The sequence below is a fragment of the Hyphomicrobium sp. LHD-15 genome (assembly GCF_031157355.1).
Classification (GTDB): domain Bacteria; phylum Pseudomonadota; class Alphaproteobacteria; order Rhizobiales; family Hyphomicrobiaceae; genus Hyphomicrobium_C.
Map to the genome: position 1 here is coordinate 1,358,646 of NZ_JAVIFT010000001.1, position 14,666 is coordinate 1,373,311.

The window sequence follows — 14,666 nt, forward strand, 5'->3', positions numbered from 1 at the left end:
TCAAACGTTCAGCGGATGGGTGAAAGCTTATCGCGGGGCGGCGGCGGCGCTTGAACGGTCGTCGCCATCCATTCTCCGGCCGCGCTCGTTTCCGGCTCGATCATGCCCGAAATGCCGGAATAGCAGCCGCCCAGGCAGGCGGCGGATTTCGGTGCTGCCTCTTTTGACGAAGCCGTGGTCGAGACCGCGTGCTGGCGCAAGAAGACGATTTCAGGATTGCCGGTCGCTGGGCATCCGGCTTCACACACCACGACGTCCATTCCCGGATAGGCTGCGGCCAACGGATGCGGTGTCGACTCCCCAGCCTTCTCGGCGTCGAGAATGGCCTTGGCGCGGCGGGTGTAATAGTCGCTTTCGGGGGCGCTGCCGCTTGCCTCGGAGAGCGCCGCCTGTTCCGACGCATCGGCGTCAGGCGCCACGAGCGCCAACATGATCGCCAGGGCGGCCAGCCCCATGAGATGACCCAAAAGGGCCGTGCTGGGCACGCCCCGTACGCCAACGCTACGCATCGTTCTCTTCCACGCTCGACACACCGTAAGCTCGGACTGTCGCAAAGCGGGGTTAACGAAGTGCTGCGTCGGAAGATGCTTTACGGCCGCGCGGCGGGATAGCGCCAGTAGGCGCCGCGATCGGTCGTGACCTCCTCGAGCGAAGGCGTGCGCAGTTTCGGAGGCCGCGTGCCTGTCGCGATCAGAGCGGCGATGTCATCCAGCAAGGCGTTGTTTTCCGCGTAGCCCGAATGGTTCAGGCCGAGGCTGTCGGTGCTGGCCGCCGAAACATCGATGGTATCGATGCCGGGCAGAACGAGCGGCCCCGTCGGCGGGACGTCGCCCGCACGCGGGATACCGCCGTAGAAATTGCGCGAGACGCGGAGCGCCCGGTCGTTACCGGCCGCATAGAGCGTCACGCCGCTGGCAAGACCACGGATCTCGGCCGCGATGTTCTCGAAGTTGTCCCGGTCCACGTCCGGCGCGGCGAGAATGATCTGGCTGATCTGAACGCCGTCGGGCTTCGAGCGACGCAAATCCTTCAACACCTGAAGGGTCGGCTGGTTGCCCATGCTGTGGGCGATCACGCTTACCGACTTTGCGCCCGACTTGTTGATCACGAGTTCCATGAATTGCTTCAGATACGGCTCGGCCTGACCGGAGCTTTCCCGATCGTAGGTGTAGCTGGCGAGGCCGCCACCCGACGGCCAGCTATAGGCGAAGGCCGCGCCGTCGAACTTCAGGTCATAGGAAATCTGCGCCGCCCGGTAGATCGCGTAGTCGAAGCTCGTGTTGTAGCCGTGCACGAAAATGAACGCGTGGTCCTTGTAGCGGGCGGACGCTGCCAGCCGTTCCTTTACGAGGGTCAGAAACTCTTCCTCAGAGAGTGCCTTGATCTCGTCCATCGTGAAATGGCGGTTGGGATCCTCGGCTTCCTCGTAGAGCGTCACGTTGAACACCCGGATGGCCCAGGGGCGCTCGATGGACGGCACCTTGTGCGCCTTGGGAACGGTGACGAGGGCACGGCCGAGTTCAAGCCGACGACCGCGTTCGCTGCCGTAATCCAGGCGCTTCTCGTTCGGGCTCTGCGTGCGGTCGGTGCCGTAATAAATCGGCACGACATCCCAATCGCCGGCAGTGGATTTGGCCTCCTCTGCGGGCGCGGGCGGCGGGGGTGCGCCGACAGGAGGTGGGGCTCCACTTCCGACCGGATCAGGCGCGGCGGCGGGCGGGCGGGCCGCCGCTCGGGGGCGGGCCTGGCCTTCCTCCAGCCTTCCCTGGCCGCGATCGGCCTCGTCCGGGGCGGCTTCGGGTGGGGGGGCGCCTGCTGAAGGTTCGATGTCGTCGGTTGCGGGTGGAGGCGGCGCCTCCGCGCCCGGACCGGGCGCCGGAGCCGTTGCGGGCGGAGGACTGCCGCTCTTCGGCGCTTCACCGCACGATGCAATTGAGATTGCTGCAAGACAGACCGCCAACAGACCCAATCTACGCAACGCAACCTCCCCCAAAACCCACGTAAACCATTACTATCTGGCCCGCATATGGGGCCCTATTTTGGCCCTGCGAGTGGCCTGCGCCATTGAAGGATCGCTTGCGCATTCCCACGTCTCGCAATGGCGCTCGAAAGCGGCCCGGAGCCTAGTTCCGATCTTACCTCAGATCAAACGGGATTGCGCAGGGTTCGCCCTTTAAACCTGCTATTCGTGGGTCTATCCCTTCAGGTAAATGCGGCAGCGAGACACCATTCTTCTGACGGGCTTCGGCCCCTTCCCCGGCGTTCCCGAGAACGCGAGCCAGAAGTTTGTGCCGAAGCTTGCCCATCTGGCCGCTCGCCGTTTCAGCGCGCATCGCGTCGTCGCCAGAATATTGCCGACGGAATGGGAGCGCGCACCGATACGCCTCAAGTCGCTTTACGACCGCGAGCATCCGAAGCTCGTGCTTCATTTCGGGGTATCGGCGCAAGCGACCTCCTATGTCATCGAGACGCTTTCGCGAAACGCTTGCCGGATCGCGGAAGATTCGGTCGGCGCGTTGCCCCGCGACGGCATCGTGATGAAGGATGGTCCCGACACGATCCGCTCGCGCTTACCTGCAGAAGATATCAAGACGCGGCTCGCGGCGCTCAAGGTGCCGGCGGTGCTTTCCGAGGATGCCGGCGGGTACATCTGCAATGCTCTCCTCTACCGATCGCTGATTTTCGCGGAGCAGGGCGAGCAGCCGGCGGCTATGGTCGGCTTCTTTCATATTCCGCGGGAGATCCCGCCCGCGCTTCTGAAATCGCGCGCCAATCCGCGCGAGATGCGTTTCGATTGGGGCACAGCACTGATCGGCGGCCTCGAGATCATCCGCACCTGCCTCGGCCGGCCGCCCCCGTCGCGGCGGCATGTTAAGGTCCTTTAACCCGCCTCGGGCATGATCCGCGTTTGCGCTCGCGTCTCGAACGATCGGGCTCTGGAGCCGCCCTTCATGCCTCTCGACCGCCGCACACTTCTCTCGACCGGACTGGTCTCGACCGGCCTTGCCGCTGCAGGCCTCAGCGCGACGGCCGTTGCGGGGCCGCGTCCACAGGCCAGCGAAGCGCCCGGCTCCTTGCCCATGATCGCCCCTGTCGACGGGTCCGATCAAACGACCGAGTTGCAGATCGCCGTGGACACGGCGGCCGAGCGTGGCATCCCGCTGGTGCTTCCGCCCGGGCGCTTCCGGGTTGGGCATCTCGAGCTTCGGCCAAATACCCGTCTCATCGGCGCCTCGCGCCAGACGGTGCTCGAGTTCACCGGCGGCGAGGCCTTCCTGACCGCGCGGGGCGCGGCCGGAGTGCGGCTCGAAGCGCTCGTCATCGATGGCAACCTGCTCGGCATGGACGCCAACCGCGCGCGCGGCCTCATTGCCTTTGAAGATTGCGTGGATCTTTCCCTTCGGGATCTCGACGTCCGGCGCGGGCTCCTGAACGGGATCGCGCTCACGCGTTCGTCCGGGTCCGTGACGGACTGCTCGATACGGGAGATGTCGCAGGCTGGCCTCATGAGCCTGGACGCCCTCGGGCTCGACGTCTCGCACAACTCCGTTCTCGACTGCGCCAACAATGGCATCCAGATCTGGCGCAGCAGCGCGGGCGATGACGGCAGCCTGATCAGCGCCAACCGCATCGAGCGGATCGCCGCGAAGGGTGGCGGCAGCGGCGAGAACGGCAACGGCATCAACGTCTATCGCGCGGGCGGTGTGCTCGTCTCAGCAAACCAGATCAGGGACTGCGCGTATTCCGCGATCCGGGGCAATGCGGCGAACGACATCCAGATGGTCGGCAACGCATGCCGCGGCATCGGCGAAGTGGCGCTCTATGCGGAATTCGGCTTCGAGGGCGCGCTGATCGCGAACAATCTCGTCGCAGATGCGGCAAGCGGAATCGCGGTCACGAATTTCAACGAAGGCGGCAGGCTCGCCGTGGTGCAGGGAAACCTCATTCGCAACCTCAAACGGCGCGAGCACGAGCCCGTCGACAAGCGCGGCGTCGGGATCGGCATCGAGGCGGATGCAGCGGTTTCCGGAAACGTCATCGAAGGCGCACCGACCGCGGGGATCATCGCCGGGTGGGGACCGTATCTGCGCGACGTGGCAATCACGGGAAACCTGATCCGGAACGCAGCCGTCGGCATTCTCGTGACATCTGACGCGGCGGCGGGTGCGTCTCTCGTCAGCCAGAACACGATTTCGGGGGCGCGGGACGGCGCCATCCGCGCGATGGATCACGGCACGCCGCACGGGCCAGATCTCGCCTTGTCCGATGGCATTGCTGGACGCGTGACCTTGCGCGGAAACCTCGCGGTGTAAGGCGCCGCTTACGCGTTCATTCAGAGAACTCGCATTCACGCAACCGGCGTGTCTGGCCCCCGGCCTTCGCCGGGGTGACGGTGGTGATTGGGCTATCGGCGTCCACTAAATCAATGTCACCCCGATGAAGATCGGGGTCCAGGCGGGCATCAGCCGGCACACATCGGGCGCAACTTGTTCGAGGACGTTACCGGATGAGCGCTACGGCGTGGGCGGGGTTGCGCGGATGAGCTTCAGAAGCTCGCTGTCTTTCGCGATCTGGGTGGTGTCGCGGCACTGGTCCTTGGCTTCGTCGGTGCATTCCACCGTCACCGTGTAAGGCACGCCGAACTTGGTGATGGTGTACTCGGCCAGCAGGCCTTCTTCGCCACCTTCGTTGCGATCGTCGAAGACCGAGACGGCGGGGCCTGCCTGCGGCGCGGCCCCACGGCTTTCGTTCTGATATATTGGATAGTTCGACGGAAACGCGTGCTGCACCCTGAGATCGGCCGAGACCGAAACCGTCACGTCGCCGTAGCGTTCGACGATCTGGTACCAGACGGGATCCGCCTCATTCATCACGACATCGCGCTCGGTCGCCGGGCGCGGGCCGATACGGAAGGTGTTTTCCGCAACCCCCGGCGTTGCATCGAATGCCAGCACCGGCAGCTTCAGCTTCGCAAGCTGATCATCGGCGGTCGGCCCGAGAGAGCGGGGCGGATTGGCCGCGTTTGCGCTGACAAAGCTTTTGATCTCGGGATCTGTCCACTGCACGGCGATGAGGTTGTCGGCCGCCGCCACGGCGCCAGCGCCCAGGCAGGCCACTGCCATCATGGCCACGCAGGCGAAGGATCTCGATTGCGGAACAGCGGCGCGGCGCACATGCGAAGACTTGTCCTCAATCGTCATGTGGCACTTCCTTGTTTACGCAGCTGGATATTCGTCTGCTCCGCGAACTGCCGGTCTCGAGCTCGCGGCTCAAGGTGTCGGTCTGGCGGCGGGCCGTTCGGGGCCGACATTACCCGGCCGCCGCGTTCACGATCAAGTCCGTCGGCGCCAAGCGTCTCCCGCGGGCAACGCCGCGACACCCGTATGCGCGAGGAGGCGGGTGCAGGTTGAACGGCCGCGCGCAAGATAGTATGCCCCTCTTAGCCTTGCTCCCGTGGGGGGAGGGCCACGATGCATCAGGCTTGCCCGCCGCGCTGTAGTCTCGCCCGGCGCACTCTGATCTGATGCCCTCATGGGTTCAGCCCATTGCGGCATGATCGTGGTCGAAACGTTTTGCGTGGAGACCCGCATGGCCACCGATCCCGGAGCGCCCGCCGCCGCGTCCTCAGCCGACGCGCCAAAGAAATCCGGCAGAGGCTGGCGGATTTTTCGCACCATCCTGATCGGCGCCGTCGTTTCGATCGCGCTTCTCCTCATCTTCCCGCCACTCGGCATCATCAAGGATCAGCTCGCCAAGAGCGTCGGCGAGTCCATCGGCCGCAAGGTCACGATCGGCGGCATGCGCCTCAAGCTTGGACCGAAGCTCGATGTCGCCTTCGACCAGGTCGCGGTTTCGAACCCCGAGGGGATGCCCGCGCGCGACGTGTTCCAGGCCGAAACCGTCCAAGCCACCGTGGACCTGCTGCCGCTGCTGAAAGGCCGGGTGCGGACGGATAGCGTCGCACTCATCAAGCCGGTGTTCGCTCTCGAGGAAGATGCAAACGGCACGCGGAACTGGGTGTTCACGACAACGGGCACCGTCAGCGGCGGGCCGCAGCTGAGCCTTCCGCCGGTTTCGACGATCGAGAATGGGACGCTCACCTTCCAAAGCGCTAAGACCGGCGCGCAGCGCGCCGCAAGCGCCATCAACTCCGTGCAGACGCTCGATCAGGTGGCTGGCTCCCTCGCCGGCAAGGGTTCGTTCATCGCAAATGCCGAAACCGTCGTTTTCGACGTCGCGCTCGCGGACTTCAATGCGGTGATCGGCGGCAAAACCTCGCCCCTCAAGGCCTCGATCGACGGGCGCCCGCTCAAGGCTTCTGTCGATGGCGATGCGCAGTTCTCGGCCGCTGCCGAGTTCAAAGGCGATGTCAGCGCCTCCACGTCATCGTTGTTCGAACTCGCGCGCTGGCTCGGCGCCGATACGACCGTCTCCGGCGAGCCGCTCAAGACTTCGCTCGAAGGCAGGATCCTGGCCACGACACGCGACGTGACGTTCGCGGAAACCGACGTGATGATCAACACCACGAGCAGCCGGTTCGACGGCGTACTCGATCTCGGGGGGCAGCGGCCCAAGCTTTCGGGCACGCTCGCGAGCGAGCATGTCGATCTCGGACGGATCGTGAAAACGCAGGGCCGAACCTCGCTTGCGCCCGAAACCGTGCCGACCGCGTTCGAACCGCAGGTCACGGCCGGGTGGCAGCAGCTTCTCGACGACCTCAATACGCTCGAACGCGGGCCACAAGCCGCCGCACAGGCCGAGGCGCTCGCGAGTGCCGCGCCGGCGACACTCGGATGGAGCGAGCAGCCTTTCAACCTCAAATCCCTCAGTAGCCTCGATCTCGATCTCGCGATCAGCGCCGCTGCGGTCACTTACGGCGCGCTCGATCTCAAACAGGCCCGGGTCAAAGCCGCCATCACCGACGGCGTGCTCGACGCCAATCTCGACGAACTGGCCGTGGGTGACGGCAAGGCGACGGGCAAGCTCAATCTCGACAGCCGGGCTTCCCCGCCGCGCGCAGCCCTCAACTTGAACCTGACGGACGTCGCCGCCGAGCCAATCGTCACCGAAATCACCGGCAAGCCGTTGCTGGCCGGAACGTCGAACGTCGAGATCTCGGCGACGGCCGCCGGACAGAACCAGAGCCAACTCACGTCGACGCTGGAAGGAAAAGCGCATTTTCGAATGGGCGAGGGCGCGCTGCGCGGCTTCGACGTGCGGCGCATGATCTTCGAGTGGTGGAAGAGCTGGAAGTTCGATCTCGCCATGCGCACCGGCTTCCAAAAGCTCGAAGCGCAGTACGACATCAAGAAGGGAATTTTGCGCAGCCAGCCCGGGCTTTCGGTGGGTGGCTCGGAGGTCGAGATCAATTCGGCCGGTACGGTCAACGTTCCGAACAAGAAGCTCAATCAGGAAATCCGGGTGAAGGCCATTCCTCCGCCAACAGCGTTCCCGATCCCGGTGCGCATTTCGGGGGACTGGGCGAAGCCATCGATCGGCATCGACTGGGGCGGGCTGTTCTCGGCGGCACCCGGGGTCGGTGGACCGCAGCAGCTGTCGGCCGCCCCGGAAGCGCCACCCGTCAACGTTCAGGCTGCGATTCGGCGCGTGCTTGCCGCCGATTTGCCGCAAGACAGACTTACGCCAGAGGCACGGCGCATGTTGGAATCTTTGCTTCCGGCCGAGGCTTCTCCTTAAGGGATACTTCGCAAGGCTTTGATCGAACGCATTCTTTTTTGGAGATCCGGCTCCTGAATATCCGGAAGCAGTTTGGGGGCGTCCGTTGCCAGCTCTGGCCACATTGGGCATTATCCGGCGCGGGATCCAAATGCACTCGAATGCTGCAGTGGATACGGGGGACGTTGCGTGAGGACTACTCGTGGAGTTGCGTTGTGGGTCATTCCCGCGATCGGGGGCGCAGCGTTAGCGGCCTTCGCTCACCTGCCCGCTCAGGACCGTGCCATCGCAGCGAGCCCTTCGCCGGTGTTCGGGCGTGATATCGCGACGTACGCTCTGATCCAGAGCATCGCGGGGCCGAGCCTCGGACCTCAGTTCAACGGACAACAGCGACGGACTCCGCCGGCTGCTCCGTGCCTCAGCGAAGATACCGGCAACGACGCGGTTCAGCTCGCGCGTTGCAGCCTGCTGCCGCCCGTCGACGGACAGGCGCCGACACCGCCGGTCACCGACGGCGGCACGACGACGCCTCCCGGCACGGATACCGGTACAGGAACAGGCGGTGGGACGACGACCGATCAAGCTGGTTTTGCCTATTACCCGCCGGGAAGCCTGTTCGACCGTGACCAGGGCCGCGGGCGCGCGGACCGGTTCGTCTACATGCCGAACATCATCTTTCCGCTGAAGCTCGGTGCCGGTCAGTTTCCGCACATGAACTCCCAGATCTGGGGATACGGCGGCGGCGGCTGGAACGGCAAAGGCGCAGCCGGCGGCAGCGACAGCGATCCGCGCAACTACGATCCCATGAAGCAGCGCGACAACTACTGCGAAGTGCGCGGCTGGGACATGCCGTTGTGCCCGGGCGGCGCGGGCCATCAGGGCCAGGACATCCGCCCGCCGAGCTATAAGGACAACTACTGGGAGGCCGTAGCGGTCGCTGACGGCACGATCGTCAACGTCACGAGCAACACGACCGTGCAGCTCAAGACCGACGACGGCACGGACTTCTACTACCTCCACATGCATCCGAAATCGATCACCGTGAAAACGGGCTCGAAGGTCAAGCAAGGCCAGGTGCTCGGCAAAGTCTCGCGCTACATGGGCGGTAAAATCGCGACCAGCCTGCATCTGCATTTGCAGGTGCGCCAGCGCATCAAGGTCGGCGACAAGACGATACAGGTCTACGTGCCGACGTTCCCGTCGCTGATCGCCGCGTTGAGGCGCGCGAAGGGGCTTGATCCCGGCATCGACGCCAACGGCAATCTGATCGTGGACGCGGGACTTGAAATCGGCGCGCCCCCGCAGCCGACGCCTGCTCCCGCCCCGACGCCGAAACCCGAGCCGACTCCCGCTCCGGCGCCAACGCCACAACCAACACCTACTCCGACGCCGGTGCCCGAACCGACACCCGTGCCGGAACCCACGCCGACACCGGAGCCCGCCCCGCAGCCCGAGCCGACACCGGCACCCGAGCCGCAGCCGGAACCGACGCCCGCTCCACAGCCGGAGCCTGCGCCGCAACCCGAACCCGCGCCGACGCCAGCACCGGAACCGGCTCCTGCGCCGACACCAACACCCGCGCCTCAGCCGGAACCAAAACCGGCTCCGACGCCCGCGCCTACACCTGCTCCTCAGCCCGACACCGCGCAAAAGGGTTGGTGGGACACGGCCAAGGGCAACTGGAACAACTGGTGGAACTGGGCTACCGGCCCTTAGGTCATGACCGAGGGCCGTGCTTCTTATCGGGAGACCGCTTCACACTTTTCCGGAAGCACTCCGACCATCACGATGACGCTTTTTGTACGAGTTAGGAGCAGCAAAAATGCCGAGACATACGCCAGCTTTCATCGCGGCGGTGCTCATGGCGCTCACCGTGCCGGCCTTGTCGACAGCGCAGGCGCAACTGCCGCCGTCTCAGTATGACCGGCTGCAGCGCTCGCTCGAGGAGAAGTTCGCGCCGAAGCAGAAGCAGGCTCCCAAGCCGTCCCCGTCCGGCGGCAGCAGCGGCAAGGACGACTTCATCTACGTCGAGCCCGACAGCAAAGCCAAGAAACCGGCCGACACCAATGCCAAGCGCTCGGATGCCAGCTCGTGGGGCAGCTCGATCTTTGCATTCGTCGCCTCGAAGCTCGGAACGGATGCGGAAGCGCCTGCGGCGGACGCAACGTCCGAAGGCGCCAATACCGCCGATCGCGTGGCCTGGGCCGACAGCTCGCGGTGGCAACCGCCATGGCGGCGCACGCGCTCGCCAACCGGCGCACCGGTGGAACACGTCGGCCGCAAGGTTCCGATCGCGAAGCCCAACAGCTATGTCATTCAGTTGAAGCCGACGGCAACCGATGCCGACATCGAAGCGCTGCTCAAGAAATACAATCTCAAGATCACGAAGATGATCGCGCCGCTCGGCGTGATCACCGTGGAGGTTGACGGGAAAGTGCCGCCCGGCGCCGTACCCGCCCCGACGACTACGGCACCGGGGGCCGCACCCAATGACAGCAAGGCGCAGCTGCAGAACATCCTCGAACCGCCTCTGATCCGTCAGATCCGGCGTGAAAAGGCCGTCGACGGTGCCTTCGTCAACACGACGATGGAGGCCAAGAACCTGCCGAAGGGCCAAGGCGCGCGCATCACCGTCGGCGACGAGGTGTTCAGCTGGCGCTGGAATGCCGGAGACGATCAGGACGGAAACTGGGGACTCAAGGCCATCCGCCTGCCGCCCGTATGGAGCGTGCTGGCGCAATACCGCAAGGCGCACCCGGATGCGAAGCGGCCCAAGATCGGCATCGTCGATGGCGGCTTTGCCGCCGATCCGCTGGTACCGTTCGCTTCCATGCAGAACGTGAAGCCGCTCGTCTATCATACGGCGGGATGTGGCACGCACCACGGCATGCATGTCGCCGGCATCATTGGCGCGCAGCGCAGCGAACAGCCGGGTATCGACGGCATCATTCCGGGCGCGCGCATGGATGCCGTTGCCGTGGACGACAAGATCGTCGGTGATTCCGGCGTGGTCGGCGTCGACGAAGGCTGGCAGGTGCACGCGCTGCTGTTCGACGACGTGCTCGCGAAGACGCTCGACTACGTCTATGCCAACCTCATCCAGCCGGACAATCTCAAGGTCATCAACATCAGCCTCGGCTACAATTTCGTCGCGAGCAACCTGCTCGGCGACGAAGATCCGGAAGAGGTTCCCGGCCTCGCGCTGCACGTGATGCATCAAGCCAACCTGATCCGGCTGATGGCGAGCCGCGTGCAGGATCAAGTCCTGTTCGTCGTCGCGGCCGGCAACGACTCCGAAGGCCGCACCACGCCGATCGCTGCAAAATGGGCCTCGCCGTTCGCGTGGGCGGGCACACAAGATTCGGCGACCGGCGAGAGCCCGCCGAACATCGTCGTCGTCGAGGCGGTGGACCGCGACGGCAAGCGCGCCGACTTCTCCAACGTCGGCGGCGATGTGGCGGCTCCTGGCGTCGACATCATGAGCACGCTTTCGGCAGACAAGCTTCCGCTCGGCGTGTGCAGCGGCACTTCGCAGGCGGCGCCGCACGTCGCTGCGCTGGCGGCCATTTTGTTCGAGCTCGCGCCGGGCAAATCCCCCGCCGAAATCGCCGAGATCCTGCGAACCAGCGCGACAGCACCCAAGAACGGCGAAACCCGAGCCCCCGCTATCGATGCCCTGGAGGCGGTTGCCGCCGTCGCGCCGGAGGAAGTGCGCAAGCTTGCGGATCTCGATGGCGACGGCGTCGTCGGATCCAGCGATCTCGCCATCTTCTCGCGCCAGCTCGCGACGCTTTCCAGCGCCGCGACCGCCAACACCGCGTTCACCGAGGATCTCAATGGCGACGGCGTGATCGACGACAACGAATGCTTCTGGCCGCGCATCGATCTCAACGGCAGCGGCCACGGCGCGCTTACGCCGAAGGACGCTCGCAAGCTCGCTGGATCGGACCGGACGGATCTCGCGGCGTTCGAATTCCTGTGGTCGGACACGGCAACACCGTTCGCGACGGCGGTTGCATCGGTCGGGCTTTCGACACCGCCCGCGATCTATGCGGTGGCGGAATCATCGCCCGAACCGATCACGCAATGTCGCCGGCTCATCAATACGGGCGTCACGGTTGCAGACGGCACCACGGTACAGCCGGCCGCGAACGGCGAAAGCTCGACCCCGCTCGTGACCGCGGCCCCGGGTGCGAGCCCAGCCGCCGCGGCGGAAGCCAACAGCGATACCAAGGCTGTCCGCGCCGAAGTGGAGCGTGCCGTCGAGGAGCTGCGCAAGACGCATCCGAACCTGCGGGTGACGATCAATCCCGCGACGGGCCTTCCGACGACGGTCACCGGGCTCTCGCCGCAACCGGGCTCCGGCTCGCCCTCGATCGGCGCAGCCGAAGGCGGGCGCGAGCAGACGGAAGAAGAGACCAAGCGCGCCGTCGAAGCCTACTTCGGCACCGGCGGCCTGAGCTCGCTCTATCCCTCAAAAAACAAGAGCGCGAAGCCCGAATATATCGGACGGCGCAAGGACCCCGATTTCCCCGACCGTTACGTCGCGCAGGTGGAGCAGCGAGTCGATGGCGTACCGGTGTTCGGATCGACGGCGAAGCTCAACGTCGATCGCTCGCTCGGCGTCACGAAGTTCAGCGGCACGATCTCGACGGTCGCGCTCGACGACACCAAGCCGAAGATCGCGGAGGGCGAAGCGATCGCAGCGGCGCGCGCCAAGCTCACCGACGTGCTGCGCAGCGCGCCGGATGCTTCCCGCGCCTTCCCGCTGGCGCCCGACCCGAGCAAGGCCGAGGTCAAGAAGCCTGACCTCATCGTGTTCGACCCTGCCATCGTCGGCAAGGCGAAGGGCGGACCGACGCGTCTTTCCTGGCTGGTCTCCATCGACTCGTTCCGCATCTTCGTCGATGCGAATACGGGCGAGGCTTTCTATTACTATCGCGATCAACCCTCGGGCATGTTGCGCAGGGTCTACGATCTGGCGCAGACGACGACGTTTCCGGGGTCGATCGGGATCGACGAGGAAACGCGCAAGCGCTCTGACACGCTCGCGCCGGAAGCGCTGGTCGCCTTTCGCAACGCAGGCATCGTGCGCGACTACTTCTTCCTGACGTTCGGGCGCGACGGCTTCGACGACAACGCCGGGCAAGGCGGATCGCCGCTCGAAGCCTACGTGCGGCACGGGCGGACGCAGAACGCCTATTGGTGCACGACCAAATCCTACGACTGCCCCAAGGGCAACGTGATGGTGTATGGCCCCGGCTATGCAGGCGCGCTCGACATCGTCGCCCACGAGATGACCCACGGGATCATCGCACACGAGAAGAACCTGCTCTATCTCAACGAACCGGGCGCGGTGAACGAAGCGCTCGCCGACATCTTCGGCGCGCTGATCGAGTTCGACGCGAAGGGAGACGGCGGTAACTGGCTGATCGGCGAATCCTCACCGGGGTTCTCCGTCACCGCCCCCTTGCGTAGCCTTGCGGATCCCAATCTCCGCGATATCAACAACAAATCGATGTTCGACCGGACGGCGCGCTTCTCGCTCGCCAACCGCGGACAGCCGGACCACTATTCCGAGGTGCTGACGCCCGACGACCAGCAGTGCGGCTCGACCGCCTACCAGGATAACGGGTGCGTGCATTTCAACAGCGGCATCCTGAACAAGTTCGCCTACCTGATCGCGGAAGGCGGAACCCATCGCGGCGTGACGGTGACCGGCATCGGGCGCTACAAGCTCGCGCGCGTCACCTATCGCGCCATGACGGTGGGCCTCAATCAGAGCTCGAACCTGGCGCAGGCAGCGAATGCGTTCGTCGAGGGCTGCTTCGAACTCGCAAGCGGTGGAATCGGCGGGCTTATCCAATCGGATTGTGAGCAGGTCGTCGCATCGCAGCGTGCGGTCGGGCTCGAAGTGCCATCGAGCTGAGCCGAACAGATAGACAGGGCCGTTGGCCGCGTACGAATGACGAAGGGAACACGCATGACACGGGGCACTTTCGACCGCCGCCAGGTGAGCGCAGGTCTCGCGGCCGCGATGGCGGCGCCGTTTGCCGGCGGCCTCATCGGCGTGACGCCCGCGCGGGCGCAACGCTACGGCGGGACCTGGTCGTCGCTCGCGAACCTCTCTGAAGAAGCGACGCGGCTCGGCCTCTCGGTGCCGCGCATGGGGCTCGCTCCCTCTTCCGCATCCGAGGACTTCAACGAGGTCCAGCCCGCCATCGTCGACTTCATGGATAGTGTCAGCGCCTCGGCTCCCGACGCGCGCGGCGTGACCTCGACCGACGTCGACAGCCTGCTCGACCGGGCCTCCGAACTTCTGCGGACAGCGCGCAATGCCGAGCGCGCGCCGCGCGACATCCCGGAGGGGCCGCAGGCGACCGCGATCACGGCTCCCCAGTTCGACGCCATCAAGGACGACTACAACAAGCTGTTTGCGTCCTGCGAGATCAAGGCCGACAAGCGCTCGGAAGTGATGTGGTACGTATCCAAGATTACCGATCCGACGCGTCGCAAGGCTTACGAGCAGGTGTTCGACGAGACCTGTGTGCCTTGGTACTTCGTCGCGATCATTCACGGCATGGAATGCGGCTTCGACATGCAGTCGCATCTGCATAACGGTGACCCGCTCAAGAAGAAAACCGTACAGGTGCCGAAGGGCCGGCCGGCGCAATGGCTGCCGCCGTCCGACTGGGTATCGAGCGCGGTCGATGCGCTTCGCTACGACAAGCTCGACGAGAAGCCGGAGTGGACGCTTGCGCACATGCTCTATCGCTGGGAAGCCTACAACGGCTGGCGCAGCCGCCTGCTCTACAAGATCAACACGCCGTATCTCTGGAGCTTCTCGAACCAGTACACGAAGGGCAAGTTTGTGGCCGACAACGTGTGGGATGCCAACGCCGTCTCGAAGCAATGTGGTGCGGCGGTGATGCTGAAGGGGCTGGTCGAGAGCGGCGCCGTGGCACCACCGGCTTAGCGCACTTGGAACT

9 protein-coding genes are annotated in these 14,666 nt (G+C 65.1%); 6 read left to right on the forward strand and 3 right to left on the reverse strand.

Annotated elements, in window-relative coordinates; all coding sequences use genetic code 11:
- Positions 1 to 8 precede the first annotated feature (8 nt).
- Positions 9 to 509 (reverse strand): hypothetical protein, encoded by a 501-nt coding sequence (locus tag RCO24_RS06125; protein ID WP_308960674.1) that lies wholly within the window; start codon positions 507 to 509, stop codon positions 9 to 11.
- Positions 510 to 589: 80 nt separating this feature from the next.
- Entirely contained in the window at positions 590 to 1,978 is a 1,389-nt protein-coding gene (locus tag RCO24_RS06130) for an alpha/beta hydrolase (RefSeq protein WP_308960675.1), read from the reverse strand.
- A 232-nt stretch (positions 1,979 to 2,210) separates the two neighbouring features.
- On the opposite strand from RCO24_RS06130, the gene RCO24_RS06135 reads away from it, so the two are divergent.
- Together RCO24_RS06135 and RCO24_RS06140 are read left to right on the forward strand one after the other, a co-directional pair.
- Positions 2,211 to 2,885, forward strand: coding sequence for a pyroglutamyl-peptidase I (locus RCO24_RS06135; protein ID WP_308960676.1), 675 nt, complete (start codon positions 2,211 to 2,213; stop codon positions 2,883 to 2,885).
- A 66-nt stretch (positions 2,886 to 2,951) separates the two neighbouring features.
- On the forward strand, positions 2,952 to 4,313 hold the full coding sequence (locus RCO24_RS06140; protein ID WP_308960678.1) for a TIGR03808 family TAT-translocated repetitive protein: 1,362 nt from the start codon (positions 2,952 to 2,954) through the stop codon (positions 4,311 to 4,313).
- Between the two features lie 201 nt (positions 4,314 to 4,514).
- On the opposite strand, the gene RCO24_RS06145 is transcribed toward RCO24_RS06140, so the two are convergent.
- Entirely contained in the window at positions 4,515 to 5,201 is a 687-nt protein-coding gene (locus RCO24_RS06145; protein ID WP_308960680.1) for a hypothetical protein, read from the reverse strand.
- A gap of 388 nt (positions 5,202 to 5,589) precedes the next feature.
- On the opposite strand from RCO24_RS06145, the gene RCO24_RS06150 reads away from it, so the two are divergent.
- From RCO24_RS06150 to RCO24_RS06165, 4 genes are all read left to right on the forward strand, one after another.
- Positions 5,590 to 7,698 (forward strand): AsmA family protein, encoded by a 2,109-nt coding sequence (locus RCO24_RS06150; protein WP_308960682.1) that lies wholly within the window; start codon positions 5,590 to 5,592, stop codon positions 7,696 to 7,698.
- Between the two features lie 192 nt (positions 7,699 to 7,890).
- A complete protein-coding gene (locus tag RCO24_RS06155; protein ID WP_308960683.1) occupies positions 7,891 to 9,393 on the forward strand; it encodes a M23 family metallopeptidase in 1,503 nt (500 codons plus the stop codon).
- Positions 9,394 to 9,499: 106 nt separating this feature from the next.
- On the forward strand, positions 9,500 to 13,606 hold the full coding sequence (locus tag RCO24_RS06160; RefSeq protein WP_308960685.1) for a M4 family metallopeptidase: 4,107 nt from the start codon (positions 9,500 to 9,502) through the stop codon (positions 13,604 to 13,606).
- A 54-nt stretch (positions 13,607 to 13,660) separates the two neighbouring features.
- Positions 13,661 to 14,653: a hypothetical protein gene (locus tag RCO24_RS06165; RefSeq protein WP_308960687.1), complete on the forward strand. Its 993-nt coding sequence runs from the start codon at positions 13,661 to 13,663 to the stop codon at positions 14,651 to 14,653.
- Positions 14,654 to 14,666 lie beyond the last annotated feature (13 nt).

Bases quoted from the DNA above. Each gene is read 5' to 3' on its own strand.
- RCO24_RS06125 (WP_308960674.1), bottom strand. From the start codon at position 509: ATGCGTAGCGTTGGCGTACGGGGCGTGCCCAGCACGGCCCTTTTGGGT.
- RCO24_RS06135 (WP_308960676.1), top strand. From the start codon at position 2,211: ATGCGGCAGCGAGACACCATTCTTCTGACGGGCTTCGGCCCCTTCCCC.
- RCO24_RS06140 (WP_308960678.1), top strand. From the start codon at position 2,952: ATGCCTCTCGACCGCCGCACACTTCTCTCGACCGGACTGGTCTCGACC.
- RCO24_RS06145 (WP_308960680.1), bottom strand. From the start codon at position 5,201: ATGACGATTGAGGACAAGTCTTCGCATGTGCGCCGCGCCGCTGTTCCG.
- RCO24_RS06150 (WP_308960682.1), top strand. From the start codon at position 5,590: ATGGCCACCGATCCCGGAGCGCCCGCCGCCGCGTCCTCAGCCGACGCG.
- RCO24_RS06160 (WP_308960685.1), top strand. From the start codon at position 9,500: ATGCCGAGACATACGCCAGCTTTCATCGCGGCGGTGCTCATGGCGCTC.
- RCO24_RS06165 (WP_308960687.1), top strand. From the start codon at position 13,661: ATGACACGGGGCACTTTCGACCGCCGCCAGGTGAGCGCAGGTCTCGCG.